At 33.9% G+C, this 18,950-nt stretch carries 22 protein-coding genes; 4 read left to right on the forward strand and 18 right to left on the reverse strand.

Annotated features, from left to right (window positions below):
* Positions 1-12 precede the first annotated feature (12 nt).
* The 5 genes from B5X55_RS01420 to B5X55_RS01440 form a co-directional block, all read right to left on the reverse strand.
* Entirely contained in the window at positions 13-489 is a 477-nt protein-coding gene (locus B5X55_RS01420) for a hypothetical protein (RefSeq protein WP_079510649.1), read from the reverse strand.
* A gap of 317 nt (positions 490-806) precedes the next feature.
* Positions 807-1,016, reverse strand: a complete 210-nt coding sequence (locus tag B5X55_RS01425) for a hypothetical protein (RefSeq protein WP_079510651.1) — start codon at positions 1,014-1,016, stop codon at positions 807-809.
* Between the two features lie 384 nt (positions 1,017-1,400).
* Positions 1,401-2,240 carry a universal stress protein gene (locus B5X55_RS01430; protein WP_079510653.1) on the reverse strand — a complete coding sequence of 280 codons (840 nt, stop codon included), beginning with the start codon at positions 2,238-2,240 and terminating at the stop codon, positions 1,401-1,403.
* A gap of 64 nt (positions 2,241-2,304) precedes the next feature.
* Positions 2,305-3,153 (reverse strand): universal stress protein, encoded by an 849-nt coding sequence (locus tag B5X55_RS01435; protein WP_079510655.1) that lies wholly within the window; start codon positions 3,151-3,153, stop codon positions 2,305-2,307.
* Between the two features lie 6 nt (positions 3,154-3,159).
* Positions 3,160-3,996, reverse strand: coding sequence for a universal stress protein (locus B5X55_RS01440; RefSeq protein WP_079510657.1), 837 nt, complete (start codon positions 3,994-3,996; stop codon positions 3,160-3,162).
* 120 nt (positions 3,997-4,116) lie between these two features.
* Between B5X55_RS01440 and trxA the strand changes: the two genes are divergently transcribed.
* Positions 4,117-4,416 (forward strand): thioredoxin, encoded by a 300-nt coding sequence (gene trxA, locus B5X55_RS01445; RefSeq protein WP_079510659.1) that lies wholly within the window; start codon positions 4,117-4,119, stop codon positions 4,414-4,416.
* A 105-nt stretch (positions 4,417-4,521) separates the two neighbouring features.
* On the opposite strand, the gene B5X55_RS01450 is transcribed toward trxA, so the two are convergent.
* The 7 genes from B5X55_RS01450 to B5X55_RS01480 all read right to left on the reverse strand — a co-directional run bounded on the left by B5X55_RS01450 (position 4,522) and on the right by B5X55_RS01480 (position 12,185).
* Entirely contained in the window at positions 4,522-5,361 is an 840-nt protein-coding gene (locus tag B5X55_RS01450; protein ID WP_079510661.1) for a universal stress protein, read from the reverse strand.
* A 60-nt stretch (positions 5,362-5,421) separates the two neighbouring features.
* Complete coding sequence (locus tag B5X55_RS01455; protein ID WP_079510663.1) at positions 5,422-6,393, reverse strand: ROK family protein; 972 nt, start codon at positions 6,391-6,393, stop codon at positions 5,422-5,424.
* 159 nt (positions 6,394-6,552) lie between these two features.
* Positions 6,553-7,407 (reverse strand): universal stress protein, encoded by an 855-nt coding sequence (locus B5X55_RS01460; RefSeq protein WP_079510665.1) that lies wholly within the window; start codon positions 7,405-7,407, stop codon positions 6,553-6,555.
* A 17-nt stretch (positions 7,408-7,424) separates the two neighbouring features.
* Positions 7,425-8,270, reverse strand: coding sequence for a universal stress protein (locus B5X55_RS01465; RefSeq protein ID WP_079510667.1), 846 nt, complete (start codon positions 8,268-8,270; stop codon positions 7,425-7,427).
* A gap of 101 nt (positions 8,271-8,371) precedes the next feature.
* Positions 8,372-9,223, reverse strand: coding sequence for a universal stress protein (locus tag B5X55_RS01470; protein ID WP_079510669.1), 852 nt, complete (start codon positions 9,221-9,223; stop codon positions 8,372-8,374).
* An 83-nt stretch (positions 9,224-9,306) separates the two neighbouring features.
* Entirely contained in the window at positions 9,307-10,143 is an 837-nt protein-coding gene (locus B5X55_RS01475; RefSeq protein ID WP_079510671.1) for a universal stress protein, read from the reverse strand.
* 530 nt (positions 10,144-10,673) lie between these two features.
* Positions 10,674-12,185 carry a sensor histidine kinase gene (locus B5X55_RS01480; protein ID WP_079510673.1) on the reverse strand — a complete coding sequence of 504 codons (1,512 nt, stop codon included), beginning with the start codon at positions 12,183-12,185 and terminating at the stop codon, positions 10,674-10,676.
* Between the two features lie 93 nt (positions 12,186-12,278).
* Here B5X55_RS01480 and B5X55_RS01485 point away from each other — a divergent pair, with 93 nt between their 5' ends.
* Entirely contained in the window at positions 12,279-12,680 is a 402-nt protein-coding gene (locus B5X55_RS01485; protein ID WP_079510675.1) for a hypothetical protein, read from the forward strand.
* A 48-nt stretch (positions 12,681-12,728) separates the two neighbouring features.
* Here B5X55_RS01485 and B5X55_RS01490 read toward each other — a convergent pair whose 3' ends face one another.
* Together B5X55_RS01490 and B5X55_RS01495 are read right to left on the reverse strand one after the other, a co-directional pair.
* Positions 12,729-13,559 (reverse strand): universal stress protein, encoded by an 831-nt coding sequence (locus B5X55_RS01490; RefSeq protein ID WP_079510677.1) that lies wholly within the window; start codon positions 13,557-13,559, stop codon positions 12,729-12,731.
* Position 13,560: 1 nt separating this feature from the next.
* Positions 13,561-13,872 carry an HPF/RaiA family ribosome-associated protein gene (locus B5X55_RS01495; RefSeq protein WP_079510679.1) on the reverse strand — a complete coding sequence of 104 codons (312 nt, stop codon included), beginning with the start codon at positions 13,870-13,872 and terminating at the stop codon, positions 13,561-13,563.
* Positions 13,873-13,995: 123 nt separating this feature from the next.
* Between B5X55_RS01495 and B5X55_RS01500 the strand changes: the two genes are divergently transcribed.
* On the forward strand, positions 13,996-14,448 hold the full coding sequence (locus B5X55_RS01500; RefSeq protein ID WP_079510681.1) for a DUF2267 domain-containing protein: 453 nt from the start codon (positions 13,996-13,998) through the stop codon (positions 14,446-14,448).
* 263 nt (positions 14,449-14,711) lie between these two features.
* Here the strand turns inward: B5X55_RS01500 and B5X55_RS01505 are convergent, their stop codons facing one another.
* A complete protein-coding gene (locus B5X55_RS01505; RefSeq protein WP_079510683.1) occupies positions 14,712-15,299 on the reverse strand; it encodes a hypothetical protein in 588 nt (195 codons plus the stop codon).
* Between the two features lie 181 nt (positions 15,300-15,480).
* Here B5X55_RS01505 and B5X55_RS01510 point away from each other — a divergent pair, with 181 nt between their 5' ends.
* Positions 15,481-16,161 (forward strand): FMN-binding protein, encoded by a 681-nt coding sequence (locus tag B5X55_RS01510; RefSeq protein WP_079510684.1) that lies wholly within the window; start codon positions 15,481-15,483, stop codon positions 16,159-16,161.
* A 149-nt stretch (positions 16,162-16,310) separates the two neighbouring features.
* On the opposite strand, the gene B5X55_RS01515 is transcribed toward B5X55_RS01510, so the two are convergent.
* From B5X55_RS01515 to B5X55_RS01525, 3 genes are all read right to left on the reverse strand, one after another.
* A complete protein-coding gene (locus tag B5X55_RS01515) occupies positions 16,311-16,589 on the reverse strand; it encodes a zinc ribbon domain-containing protein (protein ID WP_079510686.1) in 279 nt (92 codons plus the stop codon).
* 232 nt (positions 16,590-16,821) lie between these two features.
* Entirely contained in the window at positions 16,822-18,534 is a 1,713-nt protein-coding gene (locus B5X55_RS01520) for an adenosylcobalamin-dependent ribonucleoside-diphosphate reductase (RefSeq protein WP_079510688.1), read from the reverse strand.
* Positions 18,531-18,926, reverse strand: a complete 396-nt coding sequence (locus B5X55_RS01525; RefSeq protein ID WP_079510690.1) for a DUF302 domain-containing protein — start codon at positions 18,924-18,926, stop codon at positions 18,531-18,533. Before B5X55_RS01525 ends, B5X55_RS01520 begins: the two co-directional genes overlap by 4 nt.
* Between the last annotated feature and the right edge of the window lie 24 nt (positions 18,927-18,950).

Here is an 18,950-nt window from a genome sequence, read left to right on the forward strand (position 1 = left end):
TTGAAAATATTCTCATGAATTAATTTTTTCTTTTTTGATAGTGCTAATTTGGTAATTGGGGTTGCCTAAAACTTTTTTCTGTTTTGTTGATTTAAGTATGGACGATAATTTCGCAAAACCTCTTTCTTTTACAGTTCTATAGTCCAAAAGAAATTGGTTTACCTTTTGGAAGAGTTTTTTGTGTGTCTTCCTATAGGCTTGTTCCATTTCTAATTGATTTACACCATCTATCATAATCTCAAGCTGGTTCATATGTTTTTGAACTTGTTTTATGATAGGATTTAATCTTTTTTGGTTTTCTTCTATATCATTTCTGAAATCTTCTGTTTTCGAAAATTCATTTTTGTCTATTGGTTTAATCGCAAAAGAATGAATTAAGTTAATTAGAAAGCGTTGCTCATCTTTAATAAAAGAAAGTTCTGAAAACCACTTTTTAGAATGCTCATGCATATCTTCGGCACTATACGAATCTATATAGGTATATTTCATTTTCTTGGATTTTTTTTAAATACTGATTCTAATTTATAGTAATACATGTAAATTGAAAATGACATTGGTCAGTTTCTATTGACGTTTAATGGAAAATGTTGTTGTCGTTTAGGTTATGTATGTAAAATACCGTCAGTATAGTTGAAAATTTCTAATTTCAGTTTTTGAAAATTTTCAATACAAGAATCTACTTTGGTTCTTAATTTGTCATGGTTTCGGTAAAAGATTAATTTACATTCATTATCGGTGCAGTCTAACATACCACCTAAATTATTCTCATGAATAGAAATATCGCTAAGAAGTTTTTTTTTGGTGCTTTAAATTTTCTTGATACGTATTTTGTATTCCTGTTTGCGCTCAAAAAGATTTCGCGTTTTAGGTCGAAAAATTTGGTTATCTAAGAGACGATCTGCTAAAATCAGTTCATCGTCCATGCTTTGAAAGTGGAATTTCCATTGCTGTGTTTTCCAATGAAGTTCTTTTACTTTCTTGTTCTTTTGATTTGTTCTTATATGTTCTTTTTCCATTATTGTGGAATCTATTTATTAAAATTACCAGCCAATAAAAATGCAAACAATGATATAGGTCAGAAACTAAGATTTAAGTAATAATCCTATGTTTCCTTTAATTGTAAACTAATTATCTACATAGCAAATACATTTCTTAATTTACGCTACAATGCGCCTAAAGAGTAAACTTTGAATGATTAAGAAATACATTAATAGCGATGGTCAATATATAATTATAACATGGTTCTAATTCATTTAGGGCCACCTAGTACGGCAAATTTCACAACTATTATTTTAATAGTCAAATCAGAAATAGAGTTATAATTGTATTGACAATCAATAAATTCAATAAGGTTTTAATTCTATAATTCAAATTCCTTTAAACCTCATCATTTTCCATAATTAATGTAAAGCTAAAATAGGAACGGTAGTATCATATCCTATTTCCTTAACCAAGGGTTTAGAAAAAATGCTGCTGAAGAAAAAGTGCTTACGATTAATAAACGCTATCATATCGCTGTCCCTACTTTCGACAAAACCAGTTAAACCATCTGAAACATCTTTTTTAGAGAGTGTATGAAAACTATGGTTTAAGTTCCCCAATATATCTCTTAGTAATTTTTGGTTATTCATTTGTTCATCACTCAATTCGGCATTTTTTGATATATATAATACCCGGATTGCAGTGTCGTGCATTTTTGAAATTTCAACTAGATAACCCAATTCTTTACGTTTAAAGACGGACTTATAATCTGTAGGGAATACGATTTCTTTGGGTAAAGAAAACCGAACATCTTCCGGAACGGCCAAAACAGGGCATTCTCTTATTTTCTCCATGGTGTTGACCGTATTGCTACCGAAAATGATACCTTGGCTTTTCGTAGCACCTTGGGTACCCATGACTACTAAATCGATATCTTTTTCAGCGATGGTCTGCTTTAGGGCATCCGATAAAAAATTAAAGGTAGAAATGGTATGGTACGAATGCTTCGGATTGTCATGATGCAGTTTTAACATATCCAACAGTTTAACAAAACCTTCTTCCGATTTTGCTTTAGCTGCCTCATATTCCCCGCTACCAGGTTCAGGAATAAATAGGTTGTCGGTACTATAACTATCCAACTTAAAAACGTTTAAAAAATAAAACTCACAATTTAATTTACTATATAGGTCAAGGGCATACCTTGTGGCGTTAAGGGCATTTTTCGAAAAATCTGTAGGTATTAATATTCGCTTATCCATACTTTGTTTTTTAGGTTTCTCCGGTAAAAGTATTTGTCGATTTTCTTTTTAACAATGATAATTATCAGTCTTGTGCAGGTAGAATTAAAAACGGGGTTTCTGAATACATGCTTACATCTTTTATAACCGGCTCACGGGTCAATTTTTCAAAAAGGTTATGTTTTTGATTAACCATTGAATATAGGTCTACATTCAATTTTTCTAAAAATACTTGAATGACCTTCGCTTTGTCTTTAGACAATTGTCTCCAATGAAAAGTATGGTCGACATCCTTTAGGCAGATATCCAACAATTTTCTGTTGGATTCTTGTTCGGTATTTAAAATTTCTTCTTCGGTAATATGCAATACTCTAATCTTAGCTTTAAATAAAGAGGTTATGAATAGTAAAGGTTCTATTGATTTTTTTGCACACCCTTTCTTGAAATCAGTGACAAAAGCTATTTCTTTAGGTTCCTTGAAATTCATTTCACCAGGAATAGCAAGAATGGGACATTTGTTAATTATGTTAGCTACCTGTATCGTATTGCTCCCAAAGAAAATATCAGCTGCCTCGGTAATGCCTTTATTGCCCATAACAACTAAATCTATATGCAGTTTATCAATTGTTTTAGTCAAAATCTTAGATAGAATTCCTTTTTCTGATATGGTCTGAAACTGATGTTTCGAGTTATCATTGTCCAATACAATTTTATGCATTGTCTTTGTTAATTTTTCCTCAGATTCAATTTGTAGTTTTTTTAGCAGTTTTTCACTAACAAACAATTTTGGTTTTTTTCCTTGTAAAGGAGTTAGTTCATTGAAAACATTCAATAAATGGAAAGTACAAGGCTGTGATGCCAATAATTTTGTAACATAAAATAGTGCACAGTAGGCATTGTTAGAAAAATCTGTAGCGACCAGTATATTCTTCATAATATTTTAAATTTGAGGTAGTACCATAAAAGGAACGGTAATGTGTAATCCTATTTTTTTAATAATAGGTTCAATAAACAAGCGTTCTAAAAAAGTGTGTTTATTCTTTACCATCACCAATAGGTTTATCTTTTGTTTTATCTGAAATTCATTGATGGCTTCTATGATACCGTTATCTGGTAGTTCATGAAACAATGCGTGGTTTCCTAATAATTTTTCAAGCTCTACTTTGTGCTTTTCTTGAATGTTGGTAAGGTCATACCCTGCTCGCACGTGCATTACATTTATTCGTGATTTATGTTGTGTGGTAATTGCCAACAAAGTCTGCATATTCCCTTTTTTATATTCAATCTCATAATCGGTAGGGAATAATATTTCTTTAGGAGCTTCATAGTCAAAATTTGGTGGAACGGCAATTACGGGGCACTTTGCTTTATTGATTACATGAACGGTATGTGTGCCGAATAAAATTTCAGTGGCACTGGTAACGCCCTTTGTTCCCATTACTATTACATCTATATTCTCAGCCGTAACCGTTTCTAAGACTTCACTTATTAGTGTATTAAAGGCAGAATGAACTATGATGGTGTGGTTAGGGTTTGGGAATTGATGCTCTAGCTCGCTTTTCAATTTTTCTAATTGAGTCATACTACTTTCCTGTAGAATATCTCCTAACCCTATTTGGCCAGGGCTACCAATGAGGTACTCGGTCTGATAAACGGGTGGGGTATAAGTATGAAGCAAATAGAAAGTAGTTTTAACGTCTTTGTAGACCTTTAGCGCGTAACGAATTGCTTCTTTGGAGTTATTGGAAAAATCAGTAGGTAAGAGAATTCGTGGCATGTCTATATAATTTTATTATTTCACATAAAATTAGGGCAGTGCAAATCCAATTACCATGACATTGGTCAGTTCGCCAAATTACATTTTAAGGTAATTTTAGATTTTTTAAATTACAAATGAATGAAAAGCAGTTTTTCTAAAATTATAGATTCAGAAACTCCAGTTCTCGTAGGTTTTTATGCAGATTGGTGTGGACCCTGTAAAATGTTGGGCCCGATTTTAAAACAAGTAAAAGACGAAATGGGCGAAGCCGTCAAAATAGTCAAAATAGATGTAGATAAAAACCAATCGATAGCTGCAAAATATCAAGTTCGGGGAGTACCCACCATGTTATTGTTTAAAAATGGGAAACAGTTATGGCGACAGTCTGGGGTATTGCAAAAGAACGATTTAATTCAAATCGTAAAATCGCATGCCTAAATTGTATTATAGAATTTGTAGTTCATCTACAATTTTAGTGGATGGCCATTAATTCATTAATAAGGTAAATGGTCAAAGACTTAATCCTATTGTGTTTTGTAAATTTTATTCATGAATTACCAGAAATGGAACAGAAGTATGATAACTAATTTTTTCAACCTTTGGTCTAAAAAGAATTCGCTCTAAGAAATTTAGGTTTTTTGCAACCATTACAATCATATCCAAATTGCAACTTTCAACAAAATGTTGAACGGCAACGTCTAGTTTTTTTTCCTTTAGGGTATGAAATGAATAAGTTGTATCGGTAAAATAGTCCTTTAAAAATTCACGGTTTTTTATTTGCTCCATACTTAGTTGATCTCCTTTAGAAGTAACATGCAAAAAACGTAGTGCCGATTTATGTAAAAAGACAAGCTCTTTTATCCTTTTCATGACCTTGTCATCATACCCTAAAAGAAAATCTGTTGGAAAACCTATTTCTTTTGGGTCGCTATATTTTGCATTTTCTGGTACTGTTAATACAGCACACGGCACTTTGGTGATAACATTGCCAGTATTGCTGCCTAAAGAAACAGCTTTTATACCCGATGCCCCTTTGGTGCCCATAATAATTAAATCAATTTTCTTATCTATTACCTCTTGTTTAATATAATCGGTGAAAAAGCCGGACATAGCTTTGGTTTCAAATGTATGCTTCGTATTAAGAGGTAATTTTTGAATCTTTTCCAGTAATAATTTTAATTTTTTTCTGCTCTTTTTTAAAATACTTTCTTCAAATATTTCTGGTGGTAAGAACATGGTGCCTTCACTACCTGAATTAGGATTGATAGGGTTTACATGAATTAGATAAAAAGAACATTCATTTTTTTTGAATAATGATATTGCATAAACAATTGCATTCCAAGCATTTTCAGAGAAATCTGTTGGTATCAGTATGTTTTTCATAGTACGCAGTAATTTGTATTTAAAAATAACCGCACTTAATGTTTTTAAATATGATAATAATCATTCAAGTGCCGTATTCTCTAATTCTAACCAGGCCAAAGCTGCAGGGCCTAACACCGCGTTGGAACTTGTAGCCGTTGACAATAGTACTTTTATTTTGCCCTTGTAGGCGTTAAATAGATGTTGCTGCATTCGGGTTCTTATAGGTCTTAATAGAATTTCACCTGCCTTGCTCAATCCACCCGATAGTATGAATGCTTCTGGGTCTAAATGGGCCACAGTATCGGCCATTTTACTTCCTAAGATTTCACCTGTTTTTTCAAAAGCCGTCAGAGCGATAAGATCGCCCTTTAACGCGGCATCCGAAATATCTGTTCCTCTCATATCCTTAAAACTAATACCACGAAGGGGGGAATCTATCTTCATATCTGCCAATAACTCAAAGACTGTTCTCTTAATTCCTGTTACCGATGCGTAGGTTTCCAGACAGCCATGTAACCCGCAATTACACTCTCTCCCATTAGGCTCCACATTAACATGACCTATTTCTCCGGCAGCACCGTGTTCTCCAATTAACAGTTTACCATCTACAATTATTCCACTTCCCAGTCCTGTGCCTAAGGTCAGAGCGACAAAATTTTTCATTCCCTTGGCTGCACCGAAAACCATTTCACCTAGAGCGGCAGCATTGGCATCGTTCGCTAGTGAAACAGGTAGATTAAAAGTTTGGTTGATAATCTTTGCTATCGGGGTAGCCTTACCCCATTTCAGGTTCGGGGGATTTTCAATTTGCCCTGTGTGCGGATTAGCATTGGGGGCTCCAACACCGATGGAACGTATTTGTATATCAACATCCCATTTTAAAATCAGTGTTTCCACCTCCAATTTTAGTTTTTCCATAAAGCTTGGAAACGGATTTTGAGCATTGGTTTTGAATATAGTTTTATCAATAATATTCCCTTCTCTGGTAACAAGACCAACCTTAGTAAGGCTGCCACCAATATCAATACCTAAAACTACCTCTTGTGCCATATGTTTAAATTATTATACGAATTAAAAAATTACAAGTTTATTTTAGAAAATTATGGCGCTGCTGAATTAATGCCATTTTTATGACTAGTGAATCATCCATTTGATTTTTAAAGGGTATGTGCTTCATTATTGTAAAGTTCGGCTGGTAAAAGAATATTTTTAAGGATGTTCTTCCCAAGTATCCGGTATTACCAAAAAAGGAATTTGGGTATGGTATCCAATAGATTCTACATTTGGCTTTACCAAAAACCTATCTAAAAATGAGTGTTTTCTATTCATCATTACCAAAAATCCAGATTGGTGTTCTTCAATATATTCATGGATTGCTTCGGGCATCAATTTTCCTCTTTCCTCTACGAAAATGGGATTAAGCTTTTTAAAATAATCAGCTAACGCCTTTTTATTCACCTGCTGTTCATCGGCCAAATCATACTCCTCCTTTACATGCAATATGGTTAATTTAGATTCAAAAGTATTTGAAAGGTTAAATAAGTATTGTAAATCTTCCTCTTTGTGTAATTGGCCATAATCCGTTGGAAAAACAATAGATTTTATTTCTTTAAACACATAGCTAACAGGCACGGCCAATACAGGAATTTTTGACTTTCTAATTACATGTACGGTATTTGTTCCCAAAAAAATCTCCTTGGCACCTGTGGCACCTTGTGTTCCCATTACGATATAATCAAAATTTTTAGCTTCGGTAAGCTCCAAGATTTCATTGGTTAAGGTGTTAAATGCGGAAAGGGTCTTGAATGTATGTTTTGGGTTTTTATATTTTAGCTTTATATCCACTAAAGTTTTATCGAGACCTGCCTGTGCAATATCTACACCTTTATCAGGAAGGGCGCTAAACGTTGGCCCGCCCATCATATAATCTATGCGATAGAAGGTTGGAGTATAGGTATGAAGTATTTGAAATTCGCATTTCTCAGTTTTAAAAAATTCAAGGGCATAGCAAATGGCGTTCCATGCGTTATTAGAGAAATCGGTAGGCAAGAGAATCTTTTTCATAGTAAAGGAGTTAAATATTATCTGGGCAAGTTCTGCATGACCAAAAATGGAATTTTAGGATGTAACCCAATATCGTCTAACGTAGATCGGTATAGCATATCTTCTAAAAACGAGTGACGAGCATTGACCATAACCAATAGATTAATATCCTTTTCTAAAATGTATTCCATAATAGCCTCGCCTTTATTTTTAACAGGCGAACGTTCATTAAATAGGTAGGTATCAGGTAAGGATTCTTGTAAAAAACGCTTGTTGTCAATTTGTCTATTAGTTAAATCTTCAAAATCTGAAATATAAAGACAATGTATTTCCGATTTAAATTCAGCGGCTAGTGTATTTAAGAGTTTAAGTTCTCTACGTTTATAAGGCAACATGTAGTCTGTGGGAAATAGTATCTTTTTAGGTTGTCGATATTCGTAGTTTTCAGGAATGGCCAAAACCGGACAAGAGACATATTTAAATACCTGTACGGTATGGCTGCCAAACGTAAGCTTTTTGTTTGCAGTCTGGCCTTGAGTACCCATAATTAGAAGATCTACATTGATTTGGTTGGCAAAATCATTGACCGCATCGACCAAAGACTCAAAGGCAGATACGGCTTCAAAACTGTGTTTAGGATTGTGATATTTTTTGGTAAGTTCGCTTATTGTATTTTTTAGCGACTGTTCCACTTTTATTCGGGTGATTTCTTTTTGCTCTTCTATTGACTTGCCACCGTTCTTTTTAAAAGGACCGTATATTTCGTCTGCATAGGCATGTAAAAAATAGAAATTAGTGCGTTCGCACTTGTAGAGCTGTATCGCATATTTTATAGCATGCATAGCATTATTCGAAAAATCGGTAGGAATCAAAACGGTGGTCATATAATTTCTTTTTACGATTATCTAAAAATATTTCTATCATAACTTAATTAAAATGATATAAGTCATCAGTGTTGAGAAAGAAAAAAAAGGAATATAGTATTTTACCCTTGAAGCGATAAAAGTGGAATGCTAGTGTCAAAGCTTACCTCTTCTACCGTGGTATCTAAAAATAATTTCTGAAAGAGATTATAATCCTTTGAAATCATTATAATGAAATTGGCATTCAGGCCTTCTGCGAATGAATGAACACCGTCTTCTACCTTTCTAGATACTACCCTATGAAAACTGACAGTGTTCATTAATTTTTCCGATAGCCGCTGTGCTAAGTGTTTTTGAAGCACTTCTATTTCCTCTAAAAGTGGAATTGGAGATTTTGTAACATAAAGTAAGTTGATATGTGCCTTATCTGAAGTAATATAATTTGCTATTTTGTTTAAGGTGGCATCGTCATAGGCCATCTCAAAATCAACAGGTAGTATCACTTGTTTAAAGCCTTGGAACTTTGCTTTTTTGGGAACCACTAGGGTATCGCATTCCACTTTTGTAATTACATCTCCCGAACGGGTGCCGGTGAAAAATTCTTTAAGTTCAGAGGCGCCTTGCGTACCCATTATGATGAGATCTATTTCCTTTTCTTGAATATGTTTTCGTATAGATGACAAAAAGTAACCTTGTTCGCGAATCGTCGTAAAATGATGATGTTCTTTTTTTGAGGAAATCGACGTTATAAATTTTTCTAAGTCATTTAACTTTTGATTGATGGCTTTGGGCTCTAATTCTACTAGAATATTTGTGCCAAACTCATAAGCAGGTTTTTCTGTAAAGTTCGATCCTTCTACATTGACATAAAGGAGGAAAAAATGGCAAGGAGTTACTTGGAATAAATCCAGTGCATAACGAATGGAATTTTTAGAGTTCTTGGAAAAATCGGTAGGAATTAAAATATTTTTCATCGGTCTCACTTTTACATTTCAAGAAAAATAATGGTGATTTGATCTAAAAACTATGATTTTGATCAGCTCAAGACAAAGACGACCTATTCATGAAGTACAAAAAGAGGTATGGTGGTATGAAAACTTAACTTTTCAATAGTGGTATCGAATAATAACTGATGAAAATAGTTAAGGTTTTTGGCTACCATTGTTAACATTTCTATTTTATTATCGGCTACAAAATTTAGAATGGCTTCCTTGACATTCTTATTGTCCACACTTTGGAAATTATGTAAGCAAGAGAATATTTCTTCCAAATAATCTTGTAAATACTCTTTGTTTTTTTTTTGAGCGTTTGTAAGATGACCGTTGGCTTGTGATACGTTTAAAACATTAAAATTGGCCTTCGAAATTCGCAGCTGTTCCGAAAGTGTATTTAATATGGGGTGGGTATAAAAGATATTGTAATCAGTAGCGAAAGTGATTTTCTTTGGCTTTTTAATAGGTGCCTTTTCCGGTATTACCAATACATTACAGATTACTTTGGTTATTACATCTCCTGTGTTGCTGCCCACTATGGCGGTTTTAATACCTGATGCCCCCTTTGTACCCATAACTATAAGTTCTATTTTTTTATCATAGACCGTTTTTCTTATAAGATCTATAAAATTCCCATATTCATAAAGAACAATTAAATGGTGTTTTTTGTTGTCGAGTAATTGCTCGACACGCATAGAAAGAAGGTTGATTTTTTTATTAATGCTAGGTAAGGCTGTCTCTGTAGCAAAAGCAAAAGAATTGCTGTTTACATTAGAGTCCTTTAAATCGGCAATGTGTAAAATGTAGAAGATACAGTCTTCATTCTTAAAAAAGTGTACGGCATATTCCAGAGCGTTCCAAGAATTGGCTGAAAAACCTGTGGGGAATAAAATGTTTTTCATTAATTAGTCTTGGGGAACAAATATTATACTTGTTACAGAATTTAGATATGATATTTATCAGTTTCATGATTTCTAATTTTGTGGCCTTCCATAGTTATAAGTCCCTCTTTCTAAAAACATGTAAGGGTATGAATGAGGCTTTCTGTAACAATTTAGGCCAACTATCTAAATCGTTATTTTTTATTTTATTGGGTTCTTCCGTAATTGTGTTTAGGATATCGACAAATTGTAAAAGTGTTTTAGCCGTTTTCTTGCATGATAAAGTATAGACGATTTTCTAGTAATTGTGCCTTGATAATTGCATTATTATTTAGTAATAAGGTTTATCAATTTTAAGGAAATACTATTGTTTGTTTAAATATTCCTTCTAATTCAATAGACTCGATGGTAGTTATGTTTTCTAAGGTTAATTTAGAGGCCTATCTTTTCTTTCGAAGCAGTTAGTACCGAATAACCTGATAGCTTTAAAAATTCTAAGTTGCTTTCACTTAAAGCTCCATCTTCGTTTGGTAGAGTAGTCTTCCTTTGCTCTAGCTTTTATGTGTTAGAGGTATATTTACCGTAAAAATAGATCCTTTATTTTCCTCACTTGAAAATTCAAGGCTTGCACCTAAGTTTTCTAAATGTTGTTTTGCAATATTAAGGCCAATCCCAGTGCCTTGTGTCAATAGAGCATTTTCAGCTCTAAAATAACGGTTGAAAATATGTTTTTGTTCTTCCTCGGGAATACCAATTCCCTTATCGATTATTTTTAAGAGCAATTTGTTATCTTCTATTGCTACTTGTACATCTATGATAGAGTCTTCTGGGGAATATTTAATGGCATTACGCACTAGATTCGATAGTACCAGCTCTAATGTTTTTTCATCGAATTCGATGGTAATATCATCAATGTTTTCAGGATAGTTAATTTTTTGTCCCGCTTTGAGTAACATGTTGGCATCATAAATGACTTCGTTAACTATTTTACTGAGCGGAAAGGTTTCTATGCTATAATTAATCTTACCGGAATCTAATCGTTCTACGGAAAGAAAATCGGTAAGAATGGTATCAAGATATTTTACCTTTTTTTTAATCGTGTTCACATGCTTGTCACGCTTTTCTTGGTGTTCAGTCTGGGTGTATTTTCCCAACAGCGTAATTGAGGTCAATATACTGCTCAAAGGTGTTTTGAATTCATGTGATACTAAAGATAAAAAACGTGTCTTTAATTCATTCAGTTCCTTTTCTACAGCCAGTGCCTCTGTCAGTTGTTGTGTGCGTTCATCTACTGTTTTTTCGAGTTTTTTGGTATAGTTTTTTCGCTCGGTAATATCTAGTATTATGGCTACAAAAGCTCTATTTTCTCCCATAGCTGATAGTTGTAGATGCACTTCTACGGGGTAGGAAGATCCATCTTTTCTTCCATGAACGGTCTCAAACTTGAGCTTTTCTATATCGCCATTCAATAGAGGCTGTATCAATTCTCTAAATTTAAGTTTACTTAATTCAGGTTTGATATGAGCAGGAGTCATTTTGAGAAGCTCTTCCATGGTATACCCTATGTTTCGCTGGGCTTCTTTGTTAACATTGATGAATTTGAAGGTATCTGCATCAAAAACAAAGATTTCGTTTAGCGATTCGTTAAAAATACGCGCCCAATGACTAAGTTCTTTTTCTTTTTTCTTACGCTCTGTAATATCAATAATCAAAGCCATGACATAGGTGGCGCCATCAAGTTCAAAAGGATTTAGACCAGCCTCTACCGGAAATTCTTTACTGTCTTTGCAAATGCCAAATAAATCACGACCATGACCCATTTGACGTTTTCCGCTTTTTGCTATAAAGTTTTCAACGTGTGTATCATGGTTATGATGGTATCTTGAGGGAATAAGGGTATCGAGTGGTTTTCCAATAAGTTCATCTTTTTCATAGCCGAACATTTCCAATGCTGATGAATTGGTTGCAACGATGACCTGCTCAGTATTTACAACAATTATTCCTTCGGAAATCCCTTCTGAAAGAAGGTTGAAAATATTACTGTTTTTCTGGAAAATGCGCATATATCAAATATAAAAGATTACATCTGATTTTTATCATTGAATTTCTAGCTTATGTATCATATTTTTAAACTATACAACTTAAAGCCATTGAAAATGAGAGATACAGATAAGACGATGAACCAACTTTATAAAAGCCTAGGTAAATTGTTTTATGCAGTTGCCATATGCGATGGTAGTGTACATATAAAAGAATGGGATAAAGTTGAGGAAATTGTAAAAGAAAAATGGCTATATGTAGATGATTTTGCCGATAGATATGGTACCGATGCTGCAAACCAAATTGAAATTGTTTTCGACTGGCTTTTAGAATATGAAAAGACCAGCGAAGAGTGTTTTCAAGAGTTTAAAGAATTCTATGAAGAACATCCACACGCATTCTCAGAAGAAATCAAATCATTGACGAAGGAGACCACTAATGCAATTGCCAATTCCTTTTCAAAAAAAAATAAGTCAGAACTTATGCTTTTGGCCAAGATTGAATTACTATTGAAATAAACTATTGAACAAAAGAAATTGGAAACTTGACGATACTTCTTTCTCTACTTATATTTTAAACGTCAATACAGGTAGATTTGCATGGTTGGCCACATCTTCGCCAATGCTTCTACTACCTAATAGAAAATGTAACATAGGCTTTCTACCTCGCGTGGGTATAGCTAGTATATCATAATTTCCCTTTTTAGAATAGTTCATAAGACCATGCTCTACACTATAATCATTGTAAATTGTAACCTCTTGTTCAATTGTACCTGCCTTATATAAGAACTTTGATATACGCTCTTCTATTTCGGTGTTACTGTTAAAATCGTAATGTGGCGTATTAATATAGACAAGGTTCAACTTCGCAGAAAAATTAGCTGCGAATTCCCTAACATTTTTAAAGGCTAGAACCGAATCTTCTGTAAAATCGCAGGCAAATAATATATTTTCAACCTTAAAATCTGGATTAGGCATTTTAACGACAAGAACTGGTACATCTGATGATCGTACCACTTTTTCGGTATTAGAACCCAATAAGAAATCACCTATGCCGCTGGTTCCATGTGACCCCATTACAATCAAATTAATATGCTGTTCTTGAGCTACTTTGTTCAATTCCTTAAAATCTTTATAGTTTTGAACTATTTCCCTGACTTTGATATGTTCTAGGTATGGTTGGTTCAAAAAAGGTTTGAAACGTTTTCTAGCAAGGTTCATATAATACTTCGCCTCTTCATATTCTTGGGCTTCATCTTTAGTAAGTACCGCTTCTGAAATTCCCATCATATGAAGCACTATAATTTCGGCTTGTAGTTGTTCTGCAATTCTTGCTGCAACATGTAATGCATGTGCAGAGGGCTTAGAAAAATCTACGGGGACTAATATTTTTTTCATTTTAAATGGCTTTTCTACTTCGTTCAAATTTTTCTTTACGTTTTCTTAATTGCCTTTCTAAGTCGCTTATAGTATTTGCAGCAGATTTTTCAAAATTATTTTCGTTGGATTTAGCAAAAATTCTTGGTCCTGGTGCGCTGAGTTGTATTTCACAGATTTTATCATTTCCATCAGTGCCGTTTCCCAATTTGAAGAAAACCTCGGCACGAATGATAAACTGATATTTGTTTCCTAATTTTTGAAGATTACGGGTTACGATTTCACTTAACGAACTACTTTCAGCCATTTGTATGTATTGAAAATTGATGGTCATAATATGTATGGTTTTGTTTCTTTTCAAAAATATCAATGCTATTCTTTTTATAAAATGACCTGTATCATTTCAAGTGTGGTCTTATATTTTAAATTTTATACCTCATTATAAAAACAAAATATTATGGCACTTAATTTTAATCAATATGCAACTGAAGGGAATACCTTTTTAAAGGATTATGCAAAAGAAATGAATATGCCCAATGACCGTAATAAGGCAGGGCGAGTTTTTACTTCTATTATGCACGCACTTAGAGATATAATTCCGACAGAAGAATCATTACAGTTAATTGCTCAACTACCCATGTTTCTTAAAGCTGTTTATGTTAATGGATGGTCAATTAAAAAGAATAAACCTAAGATTAAACATATGGCTGAATTTTTAGATTTGGTTCGTGCCCATGACGGGTCAGCTGCGGTTAATGATTTCGAATATAGCGACGAAGTAGCTGAACAATATGTAGACACAACTTTTATTTACCTTAGAAAATATATCTCTCTAGGTGAAATGGAAGATATACGTGACAGTTTACCTAAAGACCTTAAAAGTATGATTTACTCTAATTTGATGTTTTAAATTAGTGGATGGTTGGTAGTGTAGGCAAGCATATTAAAGAAATAGTGTATGCTTTATAAAAAAAGTATAGGCTGTTTCTTTTAAAATAAAAATCAACATGTCCAATCAATACTAGCCTTAAATAAAATATTATTACTCAATTCAATCATCTGTAAAGTGATATAGAGTTATTATCAATAAGTTTCTAACTGCCAACTTTTAACTTTTTATCGTTTACTTTTTACGTTATTGATAACTCCTTCCTTTTCCAATTGTAGTACGATTCAGTTTACATAGTCTTTGACTGTTGATGTTATATTATTTGGATCTACGATATCAAAGGTGCCCACCCATACTAATGATTTATCTTCATCAGCTTTTATATTGTATATGGAAGTTTCGATATGAAATACTTTATAGTCTGAATAATATTCTGGAGTGTAATAGACGTTTTGAAAGCGATAGTAATAACGACCAAAACGGTACCAATTATAACCAATAGAATAGTGTCCAGAATTGTAGTCTCTCTTATCATCAACCCCAACAACCGCTGTGATTGCTATAGCATCAAATCCTTTGGCTATTAGCTGTTCTTTTAGGGCATCTATTTCTTCCTCGTTTTTTTGTGAATCGGTAAATGATTTTTCAAGTTCAGTACTACTATCATTAGCGTTGATACCTCTTAGGGTAAGGGCGTTTTTCATGTCCTCTTCGAAAATTTTACGCGCCGTAAGATTATTAGTAATACCAATGACTAAAAGTTTTTCGGGTTCGAAAGCAGTAATTTCCTTGTTTTTCCAACTATCTACAAATTGAGTTGAATAGCAAGAGGTTAACAGTAACGCCAGAGCGAAATAGAGTGCTTTTTTCATTATTTTAGATTATAATATTTCATCTAAAAGTAGATTGCCAGCTTATGATTCACAATGATATATGTCAGTCGATTTTTCTCAATCTTATGAAGAAGAATAAAGATTTAATGTGCATATGACCAACATCATTTCTAAATAGGTTCGAGGAGTATACTTTAGTATAAATTGAAAAAATATAGTTATGAAACATGTTATCCCTAAAATTATATTTTTACTAGTTGTTCTATTATTTTGGAACTGCAAACAAAAACCTGGTACTGAAAAACCAAAAGAGGTAGAAACTGTAAAGGAAGAAAAGGCAATAGTTCATGTTCCTGCTGCAATGATTGAACTTGGTAAATTTGCCGATATTGTTATTTCTGACGAATCTGATATAAATCAATTCATCGACTTCAAACATATAGATACAAACCAATCGGTCACAGCTATTGATATGAATGAAGCAGTATCATTTTACAAAAAAATGATGAAGCGTGAAAAAGCAAACTCTTTACCAATTTTCGAAATTAAAAACACTGACGATGTAATTCTTCTAATTCAAGGCGTAGGCTTTGGAGGTCCTATTTGGGCAAAGGTTTTAGTGGATAAAAATACATTGGAAATTAAAAAAATAGCTTTCGAACATTTTGCTGAAACCGATGGCTACGGGGCGGCTATGACCCAGTCACCTTTTGCGGATAAGTTTATAGGAACAAAAATAAATTTAGATAAAAATACTTTTACGCTTCAAAAAAACATGGAAAGCAGAATAGATGATGGGGTTATTGTAGATGGTATTTCTGGGGCAACCATGACTAGTGAAGCGGCAATAGAAATGGTCAACGAAGGATTGAAAAAATATAAGGGATATTTAAGGCCTTAAAAGGTGAATATAAAATCACAACTATTGCTTGAACTTTGGATTAAGCGTTTGGGTGAACCCTATCACATGCTAACCATAATGCTGTATAAGCGTCAAATCGATTACATATGAAACTTGATTTGGAATTTAAAGAGTCATTATTTCTACCGCTAATCTAAAGGTTTTAGACCCTTCCACCTTCTAAGATTGGGAAGTGTGCTGTGGGCCAAGATTGTTGCTTCTTCCCTAGGCATTCCCTTTTTCTCAGCAAAGGCGATATTCTTCTCGATTTTCTGTTCTAATGTTATTCCATGATCTACAAATGCTCCTTTTACATAGCAAAAATGACAATAATCGGAATTGACGGTGCCATTTTTATTGGTGCCGAAATCTGATAAATGGTGCATGGGCATACCACAACTTTGACAAATATTTAATGAAGGTTTCATTTGTTTAAATTTTAGAATTCTAAAGCTATTGGGGTATAAGGTAGAGCTCTACTGAAAAAATTAAAATGATTTTGGTCAGTTGTACTTTTTTCCTCGAAACATCACCGTCGCAAATATTCCTAATCCATCAAACTTGAAATTATAAGCAGTATACTACATACAAAAAGAAATGACAACCGTATTATTTTTAAATGTATGGCCTATGATAGTTGTTATTATTGAAATTGATATTTTAACTGCATTCGTCTTCCAAGTTAACCCCACAGGGTTGTAGTATTTGATTGGCTCGGCTACCATTTCGATATATGGTTATCCCTTTTAGACCATACTTCCATGCAGTTTTATAGATTTCAGAGACCTCATTGGCTGTTGTGTTACTTGCAAGATTAATGGTTTTAGAAACAGCATTGTCCGTATACTTTTGAAAGGCCCTTTGATGTAGCAAGTGGTATTTCCATGGAATTTCTAAACTTGTCTCAAATAGTTTTTTTATATTTTTCGGAATATGTTTTATATTTTGAATGCTTCCATTGGCGATTACTTCATTCTGTATTTCCTCAGTCCAAAACCCTAAGGATTTCATTTTTTCAACGAAAATGGAATTGATTTCTATTTGGGTCTTATCATTTAAAATTTCGGTTCTTTTATAAGCAAGAGCATAGAGTGGTTCAATGGAATATGAGGCATCGGCAATGACCGAAATACTTCCAGTAGGTGCAATGCTATTACAGGTGGCATTACGTAATAGTGTGTTGGGTGCATATCGACTTTCTTTCCATGAAGGGAAACACCCTCTTATTTGTGCCAAGTTGCCCGATGCTGCATAGCTTTTTTCTTGAATAAATTTCATGAGCACTTCGGCAAGGTCCACAGCCTTTTCTGAGGCATAGGGTATGCTCAGCATAATCAAAAGCTCGGCCCAGCCCATAACACCTAATCCTATTTTACGGTTGGCCAATGTTATATGCTTGATATTGGGTAATAAGTAGTGGTTAGAACTGATGACGTTGTCTAAAAATCGAATAGCTATCGAAATAGTTTTATCGAGTTTATTCCAATCTATTTCATTTTTTTTTCCATCATGAACTACCATTTTGGTTAAATTGATAGAACCTAGATTACAGCTTTCAAAATCGAATAACGGTACTTCTCCACAAGGATTGGTGCAATTAATTTTTCCCTGTTTAGGTAACCGATTATCTTGGTTAATGGTATCTAAAAAAATAAGTCCCGGTTCTCCGGTTTTTAGAGCTTCATCTACAATCAAATCCCAAAGCATTTTGGCACGAATCGTCTTTGATACTTTTTTCGTTCTTGGATTGACCAATTGCCATTCTAGGTTATTTTTTACAGCATTCATAAAATCATTCGTGATGCCCACAGAAATATTAAAGTTTTGCAAACTCTCCCGATCAGATTTTGAGGTTACGAAAGCTTCGATGTCAGAATGTGTTACATTCAAGATTCCCATGTTGGCACCTCGTCGTTTGCCTGCCTGTTTCACATACTCGGTGGCGGTATCATATATTTTCATAAAAGCAATTGCCCCTGCAGAGGAACCTTCAGATGAGGTAATGATATCATCTTTGGGTCGAAGTTTTGAGAAATTATAGCCTGTACCACCACCACTATTATGAATAAGTGCTGCATTTTTAAGGGTTGTGAAAATGGCCTCTAGATTATCTTCAACAGGAAGTACGAAACAAGCACTTAATTGACCTTTAGGTAAACCGGCATTCATTAGGGTAGGGCTATTGGGTAAAAATTCGAGATGACGCATGACTCCATAAAAACGGTCGAACCAGAATTCGTGGTCTTCATCCTCTACGGTAATGAGATGCTTTGCCACCCGTTGAAAAAGTTCATCGGGCGTTTCGGTAACTTCGGTTCTGCGTAAGTAACGGGCTTGAAGAATTTGTAGCCCATTGGGGCTTAGATTCGTCATTTAGTTATATTCTGAATTACTTTTTTAAGTTTTTCACGAACGGTTTCTGCAACCGTAATCAGCGCATCATTTTTTACGGCCTGCATCGAGGCAGCTGGGTCTACCGCGGCAATTTCTATGGTATTTTGCTCTCTCTCTTGCAGAATTACATTACAGGGTAGCATAGTGCCGATTTTGTCTTCGGCTTTAAGTGCCTCATAAGCTAATGGAGGATTACAAGCCCCTAAAATTATATAATTATGAAAGTGTACATCTAACTTTTTTTTCAAGGTAGCTTTCATGTCTATTTCTGTAAGTACTCCAAAACCTTCTGATTTTAAAGCCTCTTTAGTTTTTGATACTGCATCATCGAAGGTTGAATCTTTTAACTGAGTTGAAAAATAGTAGTCCATGACATGATTATTTTTGATGTAAGT

It is taken from the genome of Maribacter arcticus, assembly GCF_900167935.1.
GTDB classification, from domain to species: domain Bacteria; phylum Bacteroidota; class Bacteroidia; order Flavobacteriales; family Flavobacteriaceae; genus Maribacter; species Maribacter arcticus.

What these genes read in the sequence shown, in the direction of transcription:
- B5X55_RS01420 (WP_079510649.1), bottom strand. Translation starts at nt 489, where the DNA reads ATGAAATATACCTATATAGATTCGTATAGTGCCGAAGATATGCATGAG.
- B5X55_RS01425 (WP_079510651.1), bottom strand. Translation starts at nt 1,016, where the DNA reads ATGGAAAAAGAACATATAAGAACAAATCAAAAGAACAAGAAAGTAAAA.
- B5X55_RS01430 (WP_079510653.1), bottom strand. Translation starts at nt 2,240, where the DNA reads ATGGATAAGCGAATATTAATACCTACAGATTTTTCGAAAAATGCCCTT.
- B5X55_RS01435 (WP_079510655.1), bottom strand. Translation starts at nt 3,153, where the DNA reads ATGAAGAATATACTGGTCGCTACAGATTTTTCTAACAATGCCTACTGT.
- B5X55_RS01440 (WP_079510657.1), bottom strand. Translation starts at nt 3,996, where the DNA reads ATGCCACGAATTCTCTTACCTACTGATTTTTCCAATAACTCCAAAGAA.
- trxA (WP_079510659.1), top strand. Translation starts at nt 4,117, where the DNA reads ATGAAAAGCAGTTTTTCTAAAATTATAGATTCAGAAACTCCAGTTCTC.
- B5X55_RS01450 (WP_079510661.1), bottom strand. Translation starts at nt 5,361, where the DNA reads ATGAAAAACATACTGATACCAACAGATTTCTCTGAAAATGCTTGGAAT.
- B5X55_RS01455 (WP_079510663.1), bottom strand. Translation starts at nt 6,393, where the DNA reads ATGGCACAAGAGGTAGTTTTAGGTATTGATATTGGTGGCAGCCTTACT.
- B5X55_RS01460 (WP_079510665.1), bottom strand. Translation starts at nt 7,407, where the DNA reads ATGAAAAAGATTCTCTTGCCTACCGATTTCTCTAATAACGCATGGAAC.
- B5X55_RS01465 (WP_079510667.1), bottom strand. Translation starts at nt 8,270, where the DNA reads ATGACCACCGTTTTGATTCCTACCGATTTTTCGAATAATGCTATGCAT.
- B5X55_RS01470 (WP_079510669.1), bottom strand. Translation starts at nt 9,223, where the DNA reads ATGAAAAATATTTTAATTCCTACCGATTTTTCCAAGAACTCTAAAAAT.
- B5X55_RS01475 (WP_079510671.1), bottom strand. Translation starts at nt 10,143, where the DNA reads ATGAAAAACATTTTATTCCCCACAGGTTTTTCAGCCAATTCTTGGAAC.
- B5X55_RS01480 (WP_079510673.1), bottom strand. Translation starts at nt 12,185, where the DNA reads ATGCGCATTTTCCAGAAAAACAGTAATATTTTCAACCTTCTTTCAGAA.
- B5X55_RS01485 (WP_079510675.1), top strand. Translation starts at nt 12,279, where the DNA reads ATGAGAGATACAGATAAGACGATGAACCAACTTTATAAAAGCCTAGGT.
- B5X55_RS01490 (WP_079510677.1), bottom strand. Translation starts at nt 13,559, where the DNA reads ATGAAAAAAATATTAGTCCCCGTAGATTTTTCTAAGCCCTCTGCACAT.
- B5X55_RS01495 (WP_079510679.1), bottom strand. Translation starts at nt 13,872, where the DNA reads ATGACCATCAATTTTCAATACATACAAATGGCTGAAAGTAGTTCGTTA.
- B5X55_RS01500 (WP_079510681.1), top strand. Translation starts at nt 13,996, where the DNA reads ATGGCACTTAATTTTAATCAATATGCAACTGAAGGGAATACCTTTTTA.
- B5X55_RS01505 (WP_079510683.1), bottom strand. Translation starts at nt 15,299, where the DNA reads ATGAAAAAAGCACTCTATTTCGCTCTGGCGTTACTGTTAACCTCTTGC.
- B5X55_RS01510 (WP_079510684.1), top strand. Translation starts at nt 15,481, where the DNA reads ATGAAACATGTTATCCCTAAAATTATATTTTTACTAGTTGTTCTATTA.
- B5X55_RS01515 (WP_079510686.1), bottom strand. Translation starts at nt 16,589, where the DNA reads ATGAAACCTTCATTAAATATTTGTCAAAGTTGTGGTATGCCCATGCAC.
- B5X55_RS01520 (WP_079510688.1), bottom strand. Translation starts at nt 18,534, where the DNA reads ATGACGAATCTAAGCCCCAATGGGCTACAAATTCTTCAAGCCCGTTAC.
- B5X55_RS01525 (WP_079510690.1), bottom strand. Translation starts at nt 18,926, where the DNA reads ATGGACTACTATTTTTCAACTCAGTTAAAAGATTCAACCTTCGATGAT.